Here is an 18260-nt window from a genome sequence, read left to right as displayed (position 1 = left end):
CAGCAGTCTGTTTGATTCACCATCAGGGCTAGCGTTTTACCGCTTTTAACACTAAAAATGGTGCATAACGGGTATAGCGTTCAAGATCAGGGCGCTCTTTTAGCGCACTAGCAAGCGGTTTAGGCTCTTTCAACCCTTCAAGGGTAAAACCACAATCAAGTAAGGTTGAGACATAATTTTCCACCATACGATGGTACTTGATGACGTTCTCCACAAACCACGTTGTGTTCCTGCTTGATTGTTGTTGATAGCAATCAACAGGTAAATAGCGAAAATTACCCCGTATATTCGTGCAGGTATCGGCTTGACCAACCTTAAATATAATTCCAGCTATCAATATAGAGAATGGGATCCCGAAGGGAGATTAACGGATGATGTTCATTGTCTAAATCTAAAACGAAAAACAATTTTGCTTGGCGCTTAGGTTTAGAGGTTCAATATGCCGTTAATGACAATCTGTCAATGGATTTGAGTTACCGCTATCGAAGATGGCTGCACCTTTAAATCCAAAATTAAAGCTCGGTCTAATGATATTTTATTGGGTGTCACCTATCATTTCTAATTAACATTATCCGGCAGCTTATCTTTTAATAAGCTGCTTTAATTATCACACTATTCGATTAATAAAAATGTTCTAAATAATTCGCTAGGTAAGTTGTTTAGTTTTTGACTAATAATGCAATCACTTCGTAGTGCGCAGTATGTGGGAACATATCAAACAACTGCACCTTACTCACAGCATAGCCTTCCAATTGCTCAATATCTTTTGCCATGGTCTGAGCATTACAGCTTGAATATAAAATATAGTTAGGCCGCATAGTCGAAAGATATTCACATAACTCTTTACCTATGCCTCTCCTAGGTGGATTGACTAATACCAATTGAGGAATATTTCCTTTAGCCGTTGCAAACTTCGTTGAATCTAATGCTTGAAACTCAACATGTTGTAGTCCAAGCTCTTGCGCTGATTGCTTGGCACAAGCGATCGCAGGAGCACTAATTTCAATTCCCGTTAACTGAGTTTGCTTTTCCGCACAATGTAAGCCAAATCCGCCAACACCGCAGAAAAGATCCCATAAGCTAGTGATATTAAGCTTTTTAACCCACTCACGCGCTGTTTGATATAACCGAGCAGCCACAACAGGGTTCGTTTGAAAAAAACTGTGCGGCCGTATAAACAGTGGCACTTGATTTAGCTGTTCCCGTAAAACCTGCTGCTCAGTGAGATAAATTTCTTGTTCGCCTTCTAATATCGCCATATGGACAGGCTGCAAATTAACCGTGATCACCGCCAATTGGGGTAATTGCTGCTGCAACCACGGTAACGCATTTTTTAGCTGCTCAACTTTTTTTTCTGAACGCAAGACAAATCGCAACAGAAACTCACCCGTATGCTGGCTTTGCGTTAATAATAAGTATTTTAATTCGCCACGTTTACGTTCAATGTTATAAGGCGTTAAACCTGCTCGCGCAATAAAAGGTTTAATGACATCAAAAACGGCTGAAAATGGCTCAGGATAAAGCGGACAATCCGTTAAACTAATTGCCTGCCCTTGTGAATTCACAATGCCCAATATTGGTTTTTCGACACTTCCACTCACCACCATTTTGGCTTTATTACGAAACCCTGATAAAGGGCTGGCAACTGGCGATTGAAATGCGTCGGCAGTCACCATTGGTAATAAAGAAACTAGGTTTTCCTGTTTTAGTTTGAGTTGTTGATCAGCTGGTAGTTCAAGCCATTGACAGGAACGACATTCGCCTGCCTCATATTTCTCACAATGCATAATATAAAAATTTAATGGAGCGTTACGGAAGGGTTATCATCAATATCAAGGTCAACAGTTTCTTCATCAAACTCATCTTGGTTCGAATACAACAAATTATTGCTATAAATTTCAAAAATAATCGATGATATTTGATCTTCTGCTTGCTGTAAGAAATGGCAAAATTGGCGATAAGTCATCCCAGCTTCAAGCGAGAAGGATTGGCTGACGATTAACTTAGGTAAGTTTTCATTATTAATTTCAAGAAAGACTTTGGCTGTCAGTGAGCTAGCATTGATTTGGCTGATATTGGCCACTAAAGTCACGATCGCCGTTGGCTTAAGCTCCGCCAGAGCGGAAAGGACAAGAACATTATTAATAATGTCGAGTTTGGCATCAAAAATGCCCTCTATATTTTGCATATGCGGCAAATGTAGAGCAGCACAAGAATCACACTCGAAATAAGAGGTTTTGAGTTGATCAAGCCATTCACGAAGCTGTGATATGTCAGGGTAACAAATAGAATCCATGGGTAATAACCTTCTTCAACTCAAATAAAAACTAATAGAATAACACTTACCTAACCAAACCGAATTTTTTTGGCTAGAAAAGCGGATAATTTTCACACATTGGTGGTGAAAACACCAGTAAAACCATGCTCACTCCCCCTTTTTCTCCTCTTTATCATCATCGTCATCTTGCTTTTTCTTTCTTCCCGGCCTAGATGAGTTTTGATTATCAATACCAAGAAAGCTTAATCCATGTATCGCTCGCCAAACAATATTGATAGTGGCTGGTATCAAACAACCAATCCCAACCATAACAATCGCGACTAAAACATTTTTCTGCATCAATGGCTCAGGTAAGGTCAGATAGCCATTCATCGCAAGTAAGACAACAATAAGCAGTAAAATCCCTACTGCTTCTAAGATGAGAATCGGCTTAGGGAGATCGGATAGCGAACGCATTTCTCGCTGTGGTTTCTTATTCATCAAGTCCCCTTCTAGAACAATAACTATATACCCCCAACCGAATAAACAGCACTACAACGGGGTATTGTTTAGCGATGCAGTATACCCCATATACTAGCGGATTCTGCATCAGAGCTATACTAGCAAAAGGTAAAATCACCATTTATTTCTAGCTTATTGTCTGGCAAATCATTCACCTTATTATTCCCCTCAATAAGTGCACGGTGACAAAGACAAATCAACAAAGCTGCATCTTGAAGTATGACGAGTATGGAGGCATAGTATTGGGCATTGTGGATAAAAAAACTGTGTTAGTCTTATAGGAGATACTATGTACACTGTGATTTTTGGTCGCCCTGGCTGCCCATACTGTGTTCGTGCTAAAGAGTTAGCTGAAAAACTGAAAAATGACCGCGATGACTTTGACTACCGCTACGTCGATATTCAAGCAGAAGGCCTCACCAAAGAAGATCTATCTAAAACAGTCGGTAAAGAAGTGCTGACTGTGCCACAAATTTTTATCGATGAGAAACACATCGGCGGCTGCACTGATTTCGAAGCTTACGCAAAAGAGCACCTCGATCTCTATAAATAAGCAATAATCCCCATGGGCGGCTCAGTCTCTAATCCGAGTCGCTTCCTTTCTCAATTTGTGCTATTTCCTTCCCATTGCTAAAAAATAAAGCAAATTTTTTTTCTCTATGCGAACTTTCTTATTTAGGGGGGGTCTTAATTTATGCCACTGCTTTTCTTTGATGTCCCCATATTGAGGAGCCCGATAGCCAACTTACGTTTTATCGCTATCGGGTTTTTTATTGCTTAACCGTTCTATTCCCCTTGCAATGTCAGAACTATTTTGCGTTCCCCACCATAATTTCGATGTTCACATAGGTAAATTCCTTGCCATGTCCCCATGTTCAGACGTCCTCGACTCACAGGAATAACCAAACTCGCGCCTAAAATACTCGCTTTAAGATGGGCAGGCATATCATCACTTCCTTCATAGTTATGCTGATAATAAGGCTCATCTTCAGGAACAGCATGGTTAAAGAAGCTTTCAAAATCCTGTCTTACCGTATAGTCTGCATTTTCATTGATTGTCAGTGAAGCCGATGTATGTTGAATAAAGATATTCAGCAGCCCAACTTGGATCTGTTTCAACTCAGGAAGCTGTTGTAACAACTCATCGGTCACTAGATGAAACCCTCTGCTTTTTGCTGTTAATCTTATCTCTTTTTGAAACCACATAAGCTATTCCTTTATCGCACCTTAAATTTGTCTTATCGCTATTGAGTAAATCATCAACAAAACGTCAACTTATCGCTCTATTTAAGTAATATTAAGATAAAGGCACTTTACCTGCCATGTAAGAGACTTTACTCTCTCGCTTTATCGTCTTATTTATCACCCATTTTCTGAGGTATACACCCGTGCTGGAACAACTTAATCAAGATCTCTTTAATCTCATTAATGCGGCCCCAGCGTCTGCAAGTGGTACTATCGCACTTGCAACCGTTATCGCTAAACGCTTAATTCTCCTTTTCCCTCTGTTTACTGCGGCATGCTGGTTATGGGGTGCCAAACAGGATATGACCCGCCAAAGAGCATTCGTCTGCAAAACAGCATACGCCTTAGTGATCGGTCTGTTTATTTCATGGTTGATTGGCTTAGTTGCACCTCATGAACGCCCTTTTGTTATGGGAATAGGCACCAATTTCCTTGAGCACGAGCCAACCGCTTCTTTCCCTAGCAATCACGGCACTATCGTCTTTACCTTTGTTTTCGCATTTTTGTTCTGGCTAAGAACATGGGTTGGTTTATTGATGCTCGTTCCCGCTATTGCAATTGCATGGTCACGTATCTATTTAGGCGTCCACTGGCCTTTAGATATGATAGGGGCATTTATCTTGGGTCTTATCGCGTGTGGTTTAGCCCAAATTCTTTGGGGACTTATCGGCCATAAAATCCAAGCCCCGCTCACACATCTTTACCAAATCATATTTTCAGTTCTTATTCGCAAAGGCTGGGTACAACCCTAATTTTTTCATTAATCAGTACTGGCGTTATTTACGCCAGTACTTAAACAATTTAAATTTTGCGTTGAATCAATATTTAGTTTTATTTTTCCATTCTAAAAATGAATAAAAAAGCCTTTTCACCACCAGAATAAACAACATTTAATTAACAAATATTTTGTTACGCTTTTTAATTATTTTTTCCTTCGAAAAATAAGTATTCAACTGCTCTTTAAACCATCTTATTATTCATTAATGTCTTTAGAATAAAAAAACTAAAAAAATAATAATTAATCACTAAGTAAACAACTATAACAAAACAAAATAAACACATTGAAAACAACAAGTTAAATAACTCAAAACCAGTGTATAATTGGTTTTGATTCAATATTAATTTCTGGATTTAATTCATTTTCCTACTACTTCAATAAATCCATTCTATTCATTAATATAATAATATTCCTCCACACAAATATAAATTGACACATAACTACTCCCCATTGGTTATTCTCCGATATTAAAAGCCTCCCTCCCCTTATTAATCTTAAGGTAAATTTCTTAACAATTTTATAAAAATCGAAAAATAATCACGTTAAAGACATTTTTCTCTTTTGAGAGTATGATCACGGTGATTTATACTAAAAATAGGTACATTTGCACCATCAAAAGTGGTTTATCAAATCTACCTACAAAACTAACAAAACTGATTGAAAATAAATTTACTATCAGTTTTATATTTATTTCCAATCAGATTGTTAGGTAGAAACAAAACTGCACATTATATTTGGCGATAATTTGTTCGTACCAAAAGATTAAAACATCAGTGATGGCTTATGCCTTCACCGAGATGCCTATTTTTTGACTTTTATTTCGGAGACTATTATGGATACAACTCGAGTTGGTTCCATCGATAAAACAGCCTCGCAAATTGGAAATGCCCTTGCTTGGCGTAAAACAGATACTGTATGGATGCTTGGTTTATATGGTACAGCTATCGGTGCTGGAGTCTTGTTCCTACCTATTAATGCAGGAATGAGCGGCCTACTTCCCGTCCTGTTGATGTTAGTACTCGCTTTTCCAATGACCTTCTTCGCTCACCGTGGTTTAACACGCTTTGTTCTTTCAGGTTCAAAGCCTGAAGGTGATATCACTGAAGTGGTTGAAGAACATTTTGGACGTACTGCGGGTAACTGGATCACCCTGCTCTATTTCTTTGCAATTTATCCAATCCTCTTGGTGTATGGTGTTTCTATCACCAATAATGTGCACAAATTTCTGACAGAACTCATGGGCTTTACCGCACCACCACGTTGGTTGCTAGCGTTGGTTTTGGTGGGTGGCATCATGGCCATTGTGGCATTCGGTGAAAAATATATTGTTAAAGTGATGAGTATGCTGGTGTTCCCATTTATCGCCGTGCTACTCGCTTTCTCTTTATATATGATCCCCCATTGGAATGGTGCGGTACTTGATACCTTAACCATAGAGGGCATCACAGAAGCGGCAAAACACAGTGGTGGTCAGAGTATCTGGGTAACTATCTGGTTAACCATTCCTGTTATGGTGTTCGCATTCAACCATTCACCTATCATTTCAGCGTTCTCTGTAGCGAAGCGTGAAGAATATGGTGCACAGGCTGAACAAAAATGCTCACGTATCCTCGCATCTGCACACATCTTAATGGTATTCACTGTTATGTTCTTTGTGTTTAGCTGCGTGTTCACCCTGTCTTCGGCAGATTTGGCTCAAGCAAAAAAACTGAACATTAGTATCCTTGACTACTTATCTGGTTACTTTGATCAACCTTTCATCAAATTTGCTGCCGCAATTATCGCTTTCGTTGCTATAATTAAATCATTCCTCGGACACTATTTAGGTGCACGAGAAGGCTTTAATGGCCTCGTTGAGCGCGCTTATCGTGCGAAAGGCAAAACAATTGACGTTCGTAAATTGAATCGTGGTACAGCTATCTTCATGTTAGTCACCACTTGGTTAGTGGCAACATTAAACCCTGGCGTACTGGATATCATCGAAAGTCTAGGTGGCCCAATCATTGCTATCTTACTGTTCTTAATGCCTATGTATGCTATCAGTAAAGTTCCAGCAATGCGTAAGTACTCAGGTAAGTTAAGCAATGCATTTATCGTTATCATGGGTTTGATTGCTATCTCAGCCGCAACTTATAAGTTGTTCTTCTAAGTCAGCCTTTATCGGGAGGCGGGATCCACTCCGGCGGATATGCCTCCCCTTCTCAAATAAGATGCCGGAAGATACGGCATCACATGCCTAAGAAATTAAGACTTTATATAGGAAGCGCTGAATATGATTAGCGTATTTGATATCTTCAAGATTGGTATTGGTCCATCTAGCTCCCACACCGTCGGCCCGATGAAAGCGGGTAAACAATTTGTTGAGGATTTAATCCAACAAAACCTTCTGACAGCCACCTCACGAATTGCGGTTGATGTCTATGGTTCTTTATCATTGACAGGGAAAGGACACGCAACTGATATCGCGATTATTATGGGTCTCGCTGGTAACTTACCTGATACTGTTGATATTGATGCCATACCCAACTTTATCCGTCACGTTGAGCAAAGTGGTAAATTGCTGTTGGCTCAAGGGCAGCATGAGGTTGACTTCCCCATTGAAGGCGGGATGAATTTCCATTCAACCAATTTACCTTTACATGAAAATGGCATGACCATTAGTGCATTTAATGCCGATAATAACGTGATCTACAAAAAGACCTACTACTCTATCGGTGGGGGTTTTATTGTCGATGAGGAGCATTTTGGTCAATCGACTGAACAATCAGTACAAGTTCCCTATCCCTATAAATATGCAGCAGATTTACAAAAGCATTGTAAAGAGACAGGCCTATCCCTTTCTGCTCTCGTGATGCAAAATGAGTTAGCCATACACAGTAAAGAAGAAATCCATCAATATTTAGCGGCTGTCTGGGATGTCATGAAGGCGGGTATTGAGCGTGGCGTCACCACCGAAGGGTTATTACCGGGGCCACTACGAGTACCTCGTCGTGCCGCAGCATTACGCCGTCAACTTGTGACTAGCGATAATACCAATATTGACCCAATGGCAGTAATTGACTGGATCAATATGTTCGCCTTAGCCGTCAACGAAGAGAATGCTGCGGGAGGCCGTGTTGTCACCGCGCCAACTAATGGCGCATGTGGCATTATCCCTGCCGTTTTAGCTTACTATGACAAATTTATTCGTCCTGTAAATGAGAACTCCTATACTCGCTATTTCTTAGTATCAGGTGTTATCGGCTCATTATACAAAATGAATGCCTCTATCTCTGGTGCAGAAGTTGGTTGCCAAGGTGAGGTCGGTGTCGCTTGTTCAATGGCAGCAGCAGGCCTTGCCGAGTTGATGGGAGGAAGTCCAGAACAAGTTTGTGTAGCAGCAGAAATCGCGATGGAGCATAACCTTGGCTTGACTTGTGACCCTGTTGGTGGGCAAGTTCAAGTGCCTTGTATCGAACGCAATGCAATAGCCGCAGTAAAAGCGGTCAACGCGGCACGCATGGCATTACGCCGTGTGAGTGACCCGCGAGTTTGCTTAGATAAGGTTATCGAAACCATGTATGAAACGGGTAAAGATATTAATGCCAAATATCGTGAAACGTCACAAGGTGGTCTAGCAATTAAATTGGCGCATTGTGAATAATTACCCTGTTTTTAATCGACAGTAATGTCACTTTATATGCCTGCTTTTAATATGAGAAATCTTATCATAAAGCAGGCATAGTATGGATGAACAAAAACGTAACTATTTCCCCTTTAAATCCCCAATCGTTTTGACTGAACATACCCGTTCAACTTTGTCGTGTTGTGAGAGAAAAAAGTATAATTGTATCCTCATTACAATATTGAGGATATTCTTTAAAAAAAGAATAAAAATGCATAGTTCTAGGTATCATACATTATTTTCCCTTTTCACAAGAATTTCACCATATTCTTCCGCTTTTATCAAACAGCTAATACATATTTTCTCAGGAATAAAAGGAATATCAGGTAATGAACTTTGTGGGATTGAAGTCCCTAATATTTTCACAACATCAGGTAATTGTCCTTCCCCCCACCACTTGAAGGTGCCCCAGTACCAAAATTAATCATTTTACTAGATGTAATTCCGCCAGCATCAATCTTAACAAAGTTCCCTGCTGCCTGTAAGGTTAATTCGCCCCCTGCATCAATAACCACTTTTACTCCCGCTTTTAGTTCCTTTCTTTTTTGTTTTTCTTATCCCGAGTTCAGGTTATTTACTTTTACATCCTGTTAAAACTTGACCGCTTCCGTCAGGAAGTCTGAATGAAAGTATCCCTAACCTTTTCATATAACCAATATGAACATCATCTTTATCATAGAACAGTTCATCGCCCTCTTTCCCTTTTTTCTCTTCAAGCCTTGGAGTTACATAATCTCCAAGATTCATTCCCTTTACTGTAACTACTCTATTGTCAATCACAATGACGGCTTCTGACAAATTACCAGGGAATTCATATTCATTACCCGTTAGATCCGCAGCACGGTTTATATCCTGATCTATAATACAGACGTATTCTCCATCATACGTTACATCTTTCCCACCGCAGCCAGCCAATGAGACAGCAAAAATTCCTAACACCAACCCCTTTTTCATACATCACCATATTTTAGTTAAGTACGTAAATAATAGGATAGATGCAGGTTTCAGGCAATCATAACCACCCGCATAGCGGGTGGTTTTATGTTTAAGATGCTAACGCGACTTAAACTGGCTAAAGTCATAAAAAAACAGGAGTCAGCTATATACTGACTCCTGTGTTTCGTTAATTTTATTATGATTACGCGATATCTGGGTTAACCAGCGTCAATACCGATTGTGCTCTTTGCTTCACCTCATTTACAATGCCGTTTGCAGCGCCTTCGATTCTACTCCCCATTGAACTGATTGACTCTCTCAATGTGCTTACAACCGTGTCCGCCTTACCATCTACATTGATATTTATCTCATTATTCATCACCATAGATTGGCTATTGCTGTCGCCTGCTTTAATAGTACCTGAGTTTATACCTAGGTTTTCAGCATTACCGCCCGTCACAGCAGGAGCCATTTGCTCTTTGATATCCCCCAATGGATCGGCAGTATTTGAAATTGTCACTGTGGTAGTTTTGCTGCTCGTCGTCACTATAGAATCCGATAACTCTTCTTTACCTTCATTAGCCAGTGAAGCAATTTGCTCTAAAAGAACTTCCAGTTTTTTACCAAACTCCTGCTGTTTTTGGCTGTATTCTGTTTCCATTTTGGTGATTTTAATATTCAAACGAGAAATGGTTTCTTCTCTTTTTGAAATTAAGGATTGGTTATTTTCTAATTTGTCTTGTGTATCATTAAGTTCTTTTTTCAATGATGCAATCGCTTTATTGAGCTCTTCTTTATTAGCACAATCGTCATTTAATTGCTGCTCTAACTCAGCAATTTTAGATTCCTTATTATGGATATCCGACTGTAATGCTTCAATACGGTCATTTGCTTTAATTATTTTTTTATTGATATCAACAAGTCTCTCTTCAAGTTTATTTTTATCTTCGATAGCTTGTTTTATTTTTATTGCCATCGATTTTATCTCTTGATCTTTATCAGACAATTGAGATACCAAATTATCAATTTTCTCAAGGTCACTACTTATAACTTCATTTAATTTTTTAATTTCCTCATTTTTTTCTTTTAGTAATGTCTCATATCTATCTTTTTCCGATTGAGATAGCGCGCTACTATCAGCTTGCATATCACTGAAACTTTCTTTTATTTTGGCAAAATCGTCTTTCATCGCTTTAAGCTGCTTTTGATTTCCATCATAAGTTTCTACACAGCGCTGTAGTTCCCTGACGGCATCCCCCCCTTTTAAATAAGAGTATTTTGTATTAACCGAACCAAATTCGTTATTCGCTAAACCGCCTTTTAACGTATTTTTGTTTATACCATAATTACTGCTATGACCCCCACCGATATCACCATTGTTTTTACCATGATTAATGGCGGCTCCAGCTTCAATAATATCTTCATTATGGTTATTATTAATTGAGCTACCACCTTTAATTCTACCATTACCTAACCCACCATCGTGAGCTAAGCCACCTTCAATAATGCCTTTATTACGGCCATGATTAGTAGCATCTCCGCCTATTGTCGTGTTCTCACCCAATCCTTGTGTTGTTTGTTTTCTTTCTAGCTGTGCTTTTCTTTCTTCAATTGTCATAGCCATAAATATCATTCTCCGTATTAAATACACTAATTAAATCCATTTATAAATAAAATACTTCATATCGGTTTGGCAATTCCATTGAATAAATTACATTCATAAAAATAATTAAACACCAAACGATTAATATAATTATTGAATTAAAAATAAAATATTGCAATTGAAGTTTATCTGTAAAAAATAATTAGAAATTAAGACTAACTCTATTTAAATATTCAAAATTACGATAAGTTAATAATCTTTCATTTGTAAAATAGCGTTTTTCAATCCAAGATTATACCTAAGTGCCTTAAGGCCCTCACATCCTCGTATTATATCGTTCACTCACCATGCAATTCAGAAGCGCAAACTCTTCCTGAACGATGATTCTGTACGTAGAGTGATTTATTTAGTGATTGAGTCGGCCTCTAAAAAATGGAGCATGCTGATCCAATATGGGAAACAAGCATTTAGTCATTTTATTATTGCGTTCGGTAACGGTCCAAACGGCCACATTTAATGAAAGGCGAATACATAGAATGAGTTACAGGGGAGTTGCTGGTGCTGTACTTACAACACCAGCACACCATTCAAAAATAATATGGTGACCGTTGCACACATCTAACAAAAAAGCCTCAGCAATCCAATCGTTAATTGTTCACCATCGGCCAATTGAGCTTTGCAACAGCGCCACCTCAAGCGTGCTTTTAATCAGGATTTAACCAAAAATAGCATTCCACCAGCCACTGACCGTTTTTACGATATAGTCCCAAATACGCCCAAAGAAGCCCGCTTCTTCAACTGATTCTTTGACCACGAGTGGACGCTGTTCAACAATTTGATCGTTTAAGATAAAATTGACTGTTCCAACCGCTTGATTTTTAGCCAGTGGTGCTTCAATTGATGGATTCGTCAGCGTATAACTCACTTTCAAATTCTGTAACTGGCCTTTTGGTATCGTGATAGCAGTGTCTTTTTCAACGCCAAGTGCTACCTCTGATTTATCACCAAACCAAACGCGCTGTGTTTGCAATGTTTGATCGGCTTTGATTGGAGTCACCGTTTCAAAGAAACGGAACCCCCATGTCAGTAATTTTTCACTTTCCGAAAAACGTACTCGGTCACTCGGAGCACCAAGCACCACAGAAATCAGACGCATTGGGCCATCCGTCGCGGAAGCAACTAAATTATGCCCTGCGCCACTGGTGTGACCCGTTTTCACACCATCAACATTGAGATTTTGGCTCCATAACAGACGGTTACGGTTAGGTTGACGGATTTTGTTAAAAGTAAACTCTTTTTCTTTATGTAAAGCGTACTCATCAGGCACATCACGGATCATCGCTTGGGCTAAAATTGCCATATCACGAGCAGTGCTGTATTGCCCTTCAGAATCTAGGCCATGCACTGTTTTAAAATGGGTATTTTTTAACCCTAACTGCTTCACATATTCATTCATCAAGCTGACGAACGAGTCTTGGCTACCAGCGACATAATCCGCGAGCGCGATACTGGCATCATTCCCTGACTGAATAACGACCCCTTTATTTAGATCCAATACCGAGACACGATCTTTAGGCTTTAAAAACATCAGTGATGAGCCTTTTAGGACGGGATTGCCCGTTGCCCACGCATCTACACCTACCGTGACCATATCCTGTGGCGTGATTTTACCCGCTTTAATTGCTTGACCGACCACATAGCTGGTCATCATTTTCGTCAAACTAGCAGGATCTAAACGCTCATCTGGATTACCTGACGCCAAAATTTTACCGCTGTCGTAGTCCATCAATACAAAAGCTTTTGCATCAACCTGTGGAGCAACCGGTGTTCCTGCCGCGTAAGCAAAATGACTTACCGCAACTAAAAGGCCTAATCCAGTTCCTAGGTATCGCGCCTTTAAGGTGAAAAATTTTTTGTTCATCGGTTACTCCTTTACAAATACTAAAACGGTTAATTCATTATTAATGTAGGGCTTTTTACACAATTAAGCTACACACAACAAATAAAGATTGTTCCCATAATACGATTTCATCTATCTTAATTAGGGTAAACAACGAAACATCAAATCATGGGGAAAACTATGTTAACTGTATGGGGTCGTAAAAACTCATCAAACGTCAAAAAAGTACTTTGGTGCCTTGAAGAATTGAACGTTGCTTATCATCAAAAAGATGTTGGCGGCCCTTTTGGGGGGCTTGATACACCTGAATATAAAAAAATGAATCCAAACAGCACCATTCCAACTTTACAGGATGATGACTTTACCCTGTGGGAATCAAATACCATTTTACGATACCTTACGGAAAAGTTTGATCATTCTCACTTATTGGTCCCACAAAACCTTCAAGAAAAGGCTGCTGCCGACAAATGGTTAGATTGGGGATGTGGAAGTTTGTTCGATAATATCAAACAGATGATGAATAAAATTGTCCGCGTTTCCCCTGACGAACGAGATCCAGAAACAGTACGTACCATTTATCACAATATTGAAAAGTTGCTCAAAATTGCCGATGAAGCCCTAGCGACTCAGCCCTATTTTAGCGGTCAACAATTTGGGATCGCTGATATCGCTATTGCTCCACTGTTTTACCCATGGCACGAAATCGTCACAGAACGCCCTGAATTCCCTCACTTAGAACGTTGGTACTCTCAGTTAACAACCCGTCCTGCTTTCCAAAAAATTGTGATGATCCCGCTTAAATAGTCATCGGCATCTGCATTGGGTTTGGGTATTGATACTCAAACCCAAGTTCTTGACAGATACGTTCACCTTTAACGATTTTCCCTGCGTTTTCTGCCGGTTCAGTGCAAAATTCAGGTGCCTCCAAATTTAATGATTGAGACGCTTGGCGGTAGAAATCCGCGCGTTGAGGATGTTGAGGAGCACATAAATTATAGATATGTCCTCCTTTGGGCTGCCTGAGTAATAATAGGATGGCAGCAATCACATCATCCTGATGAACAAGATTAACAGGCTGTGTTGCTCCTTTTAGGGATTTTTTGCCCGCAAGGAAACGCCCTGCGTGACGATTTTCTCCTACCAACCCCGCTAGCCGTAAAATATCCACTGAAATGTTCGGCAGTGCATGAAGCCAGTTTTCAACCTCAATCAAGGCTTGCCCTGACGCGGTTTCTGCATGTCGCTGGCTATTTTCATCAATTTCACCAATCGCATTACCGTAAACAGAAGTCGATGAGGTAAAAATCACACGAGGAATTTGAAAGGTTATTGCCGTATCAACAAGCTGTTCGATGGCGTTGACATAAGCTGATACATTCACTTTTGAAGGCGGTAGTAAAATAATTAACGCCTGAGCCTCTTCCATTAATTGCTGTAAGTCATCACCATCACACACTAATTCGGGAGTGAGCTGCAAATGATAACAATCAATTCCTACAGCACGAGCGGCAGCGATACCATCCGTGGTCGTTTTTGTGCCAGAGACTTCAATCCCCTCAGCCAACAACGCTCTCGCAAGGGGTAACCCTAACCACCCCAATCCAACAATTGCGACCTTTTTCATCATTCCCCCCTACATACCGACAATAACTTAATTCTGCTTAGCTTATCGAAAAACCTTTTAACTTCCGAATATATTATTCAGGCGATTATTCACTATAAAACGGCACTATCCAATTATTATCGATTATTTTTAAAAAAAGAGTTGCATTCTAGTGATGAAATCGGATAGGTTGATGAGTAGTGAATGTTTAAGCAACTAACAATATTATTATCGGAAGCTATTATGACTCGTATTTCTCGCAACCATCATCATCACCATCATCCTGATTAGTCTTTCGGGCGATGTGTGCTGGAAGACGTTCAATAACTCTTCCGGTGGCTGAAATGCGAAATAGAGAAAACCCTCGGAAGAATATCTTCCGAGGGTTTTTTTATTATTAATCAAAAATATATTACAGAATAAGCAGGGTAAAATTATGTTGGATAAATCACGGTTAAGAATTGCTATTCAAAAATCAGGTCGTTTAAGTGAAGACTCACGAGAACTGCTTGCCCGCTGCGGAATTAAAATCAATTTACAACAGCAGCGATTGATTGCTTATGCAGAAAATATGCCTATTGATTTACTTCGTGTACGCGATGACGATATCCCAGGGCTAGTTATGGATGGTGTCGTTGACCTTGGTATCATTGGTGAAAACGTCCTTGAAGAGGAGCTATTAAGCCGCCGTGCTCAAGGCGATAATCCCGCTTATAAGACACTGCGTCGCCTTGATTTTGGTGCTTGTCGCTTATCATTGGCCGCGCCTCTTGACTTTAACTACACAGGTGCAGAGTGCTTAAATGGCTCTCGTATTGCCACCTCTTACCCGAACTTATTAAAACGTTACTTCGATGAAAAAGGCATTCAATTTAAATCTTGTTTATTAAACGGCTCTGTCGAAGTCGCCCCTCGAGCAGGTCTTGCCGATGCTATCTGTGATCTTGTTTCAACAGGGGCAACATTAGAGGCCAACGGCCTAAAAGAAGTCGAAGTGATTTATCGTTCTAAAGCTTGTTTGATCCAACGAGACGGGGAAATTTCAGCAGACAAGCAGCAACTGATTGATCGCATGATGACACGCATTCAAGGTGTTATCCAAGCCCGCGAATCCAAATACATTATGCTACACGCTCCAAGTGAGCGCTTAGAAGAGATTATCGCATTACTGCCGGGTGCAGAGCGCCCTACTTTGTTGCCTTTAGCGGGAGATAAAAACCGTGTTGCAATGCACATGGTCAGCAGTGAAACCCTGTTCTGGGAAACCATGGAAAAACTCAAGGCATTAGGCGCAAGCTCCATTTTGGTTCTACCGATTGAAAAAATGATGGAGTAATACCGATGGAAATGGGATTTAATCAACCGATTCGCTGGTCATCATGTCATGCTAATGAACAAAAAGCGCTACTGACACGCCCTGCCATCGCTGCGTCTACAAACATTAGCGCTGCTGTCACCCAGATCATTGAACAGGTCAAAGCCCGCGGTGATAGTGCATTAATCGAATTTAGCCAACGTTTTGATAAAACAGCTATTTCAACTATTCGTGTTTCACAAGATGCTGTTGAACAAGCCGCAACACGCCTTGATGACAACATCAAAATTGCGATGCAAACGGCCATCGGCAATATCCGTCGTTTTCATGAGGCTCAGAAACCGGCGGCTATTCAAGTTGAAACTCAACCTGGGGTTGTGTGCCAACAAATTACACGCCCGATCGATTCCGTGGGTCTCTATATTCCTGGAGGCTCGGCCCCCCTTCTCTCAACGGTAATGATGTTAGGCACACCCGCAAATATTGCAGGCTGCCGGCAAGTGATCCTTTGCTCACCGCCACCTATTGCAGATGAAATACTCTATGCCGCTAAATTGTGTGGTATTACCGATATTTTCCAAGTTGGGGGAGCGCAAGCAATTGCCGCTATGGCATTTGGAACCGAAAGTATTCCCGCCGTTGATAAAATTTTTGGCCCGGGCAATGCCTATGTGACAGAGGCCAAACGCCAAGTCAGCCAAGATCACGAAGGGGCCGCAATTGATATGCCAGCGGGGCCATCAGAAGTGTTAGTCATTGCTGACAGCCAAGCCAACCCTGCTTTTACAGCGGCGGATCTATTATCGCAAGCAGAGCATGGCCCTGATTCACAAGTCATATTGTTAACCGACAGCCAAACATTTGCTCAACGTGTTATTGATGAAACGGAAAAACAGCTTGCAGAGTTATCGCGTGCTGATATTGCAAGAGCAGCATTGAGTGCCAGTCGTGTCATTATTGCTGACTCCATTGCACAGTGCGTTGAAATAAGTAACCGCTACGGTCCAGAACATTTAATTCTACAAACACGTAATGCCGACGAATTAGTCGAAGACATCACCAGTGCGGGATCGATTTTTGTTGGTGACTGGTCACCTGAATCCGCGGGAGATTATGCATCTGGAACTAACCACGTGTTGCCGACTTACGGTTATACATCAACCTATTCAAGTCTTGGCCTTGCTGATTTTATGAAACGTATGACAGTGCAAAAACTCTCGCCTCAAGGGCTTTTAGGGTTAGCGACTACCATTGAAACGTTAGCGCAAGCAGAAAGCCTAACGGCTCACAAAAATGCCGTGACCTTACGTGTCACTGAACTGAACAAACAAAAATAGGAGTGAGTGATGAGCGAAACCTTTAAAGCCGCTAGTCTTGCACGTAACAATGTCAAAGAGATGACACCCTATATGTCTGCTCGCCGTTTAGGCGGTCGTGGTGATGTTTGGTTAAATGCGAATGAATACCCAATTGCGCCAGAGTTTCAGTTTAATGAACGTAATTTAAACCGCTATCCTGAATGCCAGCCTACCGATGTGATCCTCAATTACGCGGCATATGCAGGGGTTTCTCCTGAGCAAGTGTTAGTTTGCCGCGGCGCTGACGAGTCAATCGAGCTGCTGATCCGGGCCTTCTGTGAACCCGGTAAAGATGCGGTGATGTTTTGTCCACCTACCTATGGCATGTACAGTGTCAGCGCTGAAACTTTTGGTATCGAACAGAAGAAGATCCCTGCTCTGCCAGACTGGTCACTCAATGTGGATGCTATTCGTGAAAACTTGAGCAACACTAAGCTGATCTATATTTGCAGCCCCAATAATCCAACCGGCAATATTATTGATAACAAGGCACTGGTTGAAGTCCTTGAAATGGCGGCAGGTCGAGCGTTAGTGGTTATTGATGAAGCTTATATTGAATTTTGCCCTCAATATAGCGTAGCCAGTTGGCTCAACAACTACCCTAACCTAGTCGTACTGAGAACTTTATCAAAAGCATTTGCACTAGCAGGCCTGCGTTGTGGCTTCACATTAGCCGCCCCCGATGTTATTGAAGTTTTGCTAAAAGTGATCGCTCCTTATCCGCTTTCTACCCCTGTGGCGATGATAGCGGCTCAAGCGCTGAATATGGAGGGGATAGCGACCATGAAACACCGTGTTACGACAATCACCAATAACCGCATTGCGCTTTCAGAAGCTTTACAGGCATTGCCTATCGTAGAAAAGGTTTACCCAAGCGAGACTAACTATATTTTAGTGCGCTTTACTGACGGCAATAAGGTGTTTAAAGCCCTGTGGGATCAAGGCATTATTTTACGTGATCAAAGTAAACAGCCAGGACTTGCCAACTGTTTACGTATCACTATCGGCACAGAAACCGAAAATGTACGTGTTATTGACGCTATTGAAGCCCTTTGCTAAACCTGAAAATAGGAAACATT

Annotated in this window: 18 protein-coding genes, 1 pseudogene and 1 other annotated feature; of the genes and pseudogenes, 9 read left to right on the top strand and 10 right to left on the bottom strand. The window is 40.8% G+C overall.

What is annotated here, in order from left to right; translation table 11 throughout:
• Window positions 1–28: 28 nt before the first annotated feature.
• From PSF11_RS01205 to PSF11_RS01190, 4 genes are all read right to left on the bottom strand, one after another.
• Window positions 29–337: a hypothetical protein gene (locus tag PSF11_RS01205; protein WP_145928237.1), complete on the bottom strand. Its 309-nt coding sequence runs from the start codon at window positions 335–337 to the stop codon at window positions 29–31.
• A gap of 322 nt (window positions 338–659) precedes the next feature.
• The gene (gene rlmC / locus PSF11_RS01200) at window positions 660–1787 is read right to left on the bottom strand and encodes a 23S rRNA (uracil(747)-C(5))-methyltransferase RlmC (RefSeq protein ID WP_072502941.1); all 1128 of its coding nucleotides are present in this window, start codon (window positions 1785–1787) and stop codon (window positions 660–662) included.
• Between the two features lie 11 nt (window positions 1788–1798).
• A complete protein-coding gene (locus PSF11_RS01195) occupies window positions 1799–2296 on the bottom strand; it encodes a YbjN domain-containing protein (RefSeq protein ID WP_004918042.1) in 498 nt (165 codons plus the stop codon).
• Window positions 2297–2425: 129 nt separating this feature from the next.
• The gene (locus PSF11_RS01190; RefSeq protein WP_004918040.1) at window positions 2426–2758 is read right to left on the bottom strand and encodes a DUF1418 family protein; all 333 of its coding nucleotides are present in this window, start codon (window positions 2756–2758) and stop codon (window positions 2426–2428) included.
• 310 nt (window positions 2759–3068) lie between these two features.
• Between PSF11_RS01190 and PSF11_RS01185 the strand changes: the two genes are divergently transcribed.
• Window positions 3069–3332 (top strand): GrxA family glutaredoxin, encoded by a 264-nt coding sequence (locus PSF11_RS01185; RefSeq protein ID WP_004918038.1) that lies wholly within the window; start codon window positions 3069–3071, stop codon window positions 3330–3332.
• A gap of 233 nt (window positions 3333–3565) precedes the next feature.
• Here PSF11_RS01185 and PSF11_RS01180 read toward each other — a convergent pair whose 3' ends face one another.
• Window positions 3566–3985 carry a secondary thiamine-phosphate synthase enzyme YjbQ gene (locus PSF11_RS01180; RefSeq protein ID WP_004918036.1) on the bottom strand — a complete coding sequence of 140 codons (420 nt, stop codon included), beginning with the start codon at window positions 3983–3985 and terminating at the stop codon, window positions 3566–3568.
• Between the two features lie 182 nt (window positions 3986–4167).
• Between PSF11_RS01180 and ybjG the strand changes: the two genes are divergently transcribed.
• The 3 genes from ybjG to PSF11_RS01165 all read left to right on the top strand — a co-directional run bounded on the left by ybjG (window position 4168) and on the right by PSF11_RS01165 (window position 8445).
• On the top strand, window positions 4168–4776 hold the full coding sequence (ybjG, locus tag PSF11_RS01175) for an undecaprenyl-diphosphate phosphatase (protein ID WP_004918034.1): 609 nt from the start codon (window positions 4168–4170) through the stop codon (window positions 4774–4776).
• An 858-nt stretch (window positions 4777–5634) separates the two neighbouring features.
• Complete coding sequence (locus PSF11_RS01170; protein ID WP_014657823.1) at window positions 5635–6951, top strand: serine/threonine transporter; 1317 nt, start codon at window positions 5635–5637, stop codon at window positions 6949–6951.
• A 123-nt stretch (window positions 6952–7074) separates the two neighbouring features.
• Entirely contained in the window at window positions 7075–8445 is a 1371-nt protein-coding gene (locus tag PSF11_RS01165; protein WP_036943586.1) for an L-serine ammonia-lyase, read from the top strand.
• Between the two features lie 383 nt (window positions 8446–8828).
• On the opposite strand, the gene PSF11_RS01160 is transcribed toward PSF11_RS01165, so the two are convergent.
• The 3 genes from PSF11_RS01160 to PSF11_RS01150 form a co-directional block, all read right to left on the bottom strand.
• The gene (locus tag PSF11_RS01160; RefSeq protein WP_227698333.1) at window positions 8829–8981 is read right to left on the bottom strand and encodes a hypothetical protein; all 153 of its coding nucleotides are present in this window, start codon (window positions 8979–8981) and stop codon (window positions 8829–8831) included.
• Window positions 8982–9036: 55 nt separating this feature from the next.
• Entirely contained in the window at window positions 9037–9420 is a 384-nt protein-coding gene (locus PSF11_RS01155) for a hypothetical protein (RefSeq protein WP_040132948.1), read from the bottom strand.
• A gap of 184 nt (window positions 9421–9604) precedes the next feature.
• Window positions 9605–11026: a hypothetical protein gene (locus tag PSF11_RS01150; RefSeq protein ID WP_072502940.1), complete on the bottom strand. Its 1422-nt coding sequence runs from the start codon at window positions 11024–11026 to the stop codon at window positions 9605–9607.
• Between the two features lie 328 nt (window positions 11027–11354).
• On the opposite strand from PSF11_RS01150, the pseudogene PSF11_RS01145 reads away from it, so the two are divergent.
• A pseudogene (locus tag PSF11_RS01145) lies at window positions 11355–11522 on the top strand (IS256 family transposase); the annotation flags it as partial.
• Window positions 11523–11720: 198 nt separating this feature from the next.
• On the opposite strand, the gene PSF11_RS01140 reads toward PSF11_RS01145, so the two are convergent.
• Window positions 11721–12926 carry a serine hydrolase gene (locus PSF11_RS01140; RefSeq protein WP_004918021.1) on the bottom strand — a complete coding sequence of 402 codons (1206 nt, stop codon included), beginning with the start codon at window positions 12924–12926 and terminating at the stop codon, window positions 11721–11723.
• A gap of 159 nt (window positions 12927–13085) precedes the next feature.
• Between PSF11_RS01140 and PSF11_RS01135 the strand changes: the two genes are divergently transcribed.
• Window positions 13086–13709, top strand: coding sequence for a glutathione S-transferase family protein (locus tag PSF11_RS01135; RefSeq protein WP_014657819.1), 624 nt, complete (start codon window positions 13086–13088; stop codon window positions 13707–13709).
• Here PSF11_RS01135 and PSF11_RS01130 read toward each other — a convergent pair.
• Window positions 13702–14529, bottom strand: coding sequence for an SDR family oxidoreductase (locus PSF11_RS01130; RefSeq protein WP_014657818.1), 828 nt, complete (start codon window positions 14527–14529; stop codon window positions 13702–13704). The genes PSF11_RS01135 and PSF11_RS01130 overlap by 8 nt on opposite strands.
• Before the next feature lie 245 nt (window positions 14530–14774).
• Window positions 14775–14903 (top strand) — a sequence feature (His leader region).
• A gap of 41 nt (window positions 14904–14944) precedes the next feature.
• Between PSF11_RS01130 and hisG the strand changes: the two genes are divergently transcribed.
• The 3 genes from hisG to hisC are packed head-to-tail and all read left to right on the top strand — an operon-like array spanning window position 14945 to window position 18240.
• Window positions 14945–15844 (top strand): ATP phosphoribosyltransferase, encoded by a 900-nt coding sequence (gene hisG / locus PSF11_RS01125; protein ID WP_004918014.1) that lies wholly within the window; start codon window positions 14945–14947, stop codon window positions 15842–15844.
• A 5-nt stretch (window positions 15845–15849) separates the two neighbouring features.
• Window positions 15850–17160 carry a histidinol dehydrogenase gene (gene hisD / locus PSF11_RS01120; protein WP_004918012.1) on the top strand — a complete coding sequence of 437 codons (1311 nt, stop codon included), beginning with the start codon at window positions 15850–15852 and terminating at the stop codon, window positions 17158–17160.
• 9 nt (window positions 17161–17169) lie between these two features.
• Window positions 17170–18240 (top strand): histidinol-phosphate transaminase, encoded by a 1071-nt coding sequence (gene hisC, locus PSF11_RS01115; RefSeq protein ID WP_072502939.1) that lies wholly within the window; start codon window positions 17170–17172, stop codon window positions 18238–18240.
• The last annotated feature ends 20 nt before the right edge of the window (window positions 18241–18260 follow it).

This window comes from Providencia sp. PROV119 (assembly GCF_028482435.1).
GTDB lineage: Bacteria > Pseudomonadota > Gammaproteobacteria > Enterobacterales > Enterobacteriaceae > Providencia > Providencia stuartii.
The sequence above is the reverse complement of the archived record's forward strand: the minus strand, read 5'-3'. Positions and strand labels throughout refer to the sequence as shown.

What these genes read in the sequence shown, in the direction of transcription:
- rlmC (WP_072502941.1), bottom strand. Translation starts at nt 1,787, where the DNA reads ATGCATTGTGAGAAATATGAGGCAGGCGAATGTCGTTCCTGTCAATGG.
- PSF11_RS01195 (WP_004918042.1), bottom strand. Translation starts at nt 2,296, where the DNA reads ATGGATTCTATTTGTTACCCTGACATATCACAGCTTCGTGAATGGCTT.
- PSF11_RS01190 (WP_004918040.1), bottom strand. Translation starts at nt 2,758, where the DNA reads ATGAATAAGAAACCACAGCGAGAAATGCGTTCGCTATCCGATCTCCCT.
- PSF11_RS01185 (WP_004918038.1), top strand. Translation starts at nt 3,069, where the DNA reads ATGTACACTGTGATTTTTGGTCGCCCTGGCTGCCCATACTGTGTTCGT.
- PSF11_RS01180 (WP_004918036.1), bottom strand. Translation starts at nt 3,985, where the DNA reads ATGTGGTTTCAAAAAGAGATAAGATTAACAGCAAAAAGCAGAGGGTTT.
- PSF11_RS01170 (WP_014657823.1), top strand. Translation starts at nt 5,635, where the DNA reads ATGGATACAACTCGAGTTGGTTCCATCGATAAAACAGCCTCGCAAATT.
- PSF11_RS01165 (WP_036943586.1), top strand. Translation starts at nt 7,075, where the DNA reads ATGATTAGCGTATTTGATATCTTCAAGATTGGTATTGGTCCATCTAGC.
- PSF11_RS01155 (WP_040132948.1), bottom strand. Translation starts at nt 9,420, where the DNA reads ATGAAAAAGGGGTTGGTGTTAGGAATTTTTGCTGTCTCATTGGCTGGC.
- PSF11_RS01150 (WP_072502940.1), bottom strand. Translation starts at nt 11,026, where the DNA reads ATGGCTATGACAATTGAAGAAAGAAAAGCACAGCTAGAAAGAAAACAA.
- PSF11_RS01140 (WP_004918021.1), bottom strand. Translation starts at nt 12,926, where the DNA reads ATGAACAAAAAATTTTTCACCTTAAAGGCGCGATACCTAGGAACTGGA.
- PSF11_RS01135 (WP_014657819.1), top strand. Translation starts at nt 13,086, where the DNA reads ATGTTAACTGTATGGGGTCGTAAAAACTCATCAAACGTCAAAAAAGTA.
- PSF11_RS01130 (WP_014657818.1), bottom strand. Translation starts at nt 14,529, where the DNA reads ATGAAAAAGGTCGCAATTGTTGGATTGGGGTGGTTAGGGTTACCCCTT.
- hisG (WP_004918014.1), top strand. Translation starts at nt 14,945, where the DNA reads ATGTTGGATAAATCACGGTTAAGAATTGCTATTCAAAAATCAGGTCGT.
- hisD (WP_004918012.1), top strand. Translation starts at nt 15,850, where the DNA reads ATGGAAATGGGATTTAATCAACCGATTCGCTGGTCATCATGTCATGCT.
- hisC (WP_072502939.1), top strand. Translation starts at nt 17,170, where the DNA reads ATGAGCGAAACCTTTAAAGCCGCTAGTCTTGCACGTAACAATGTCAAA.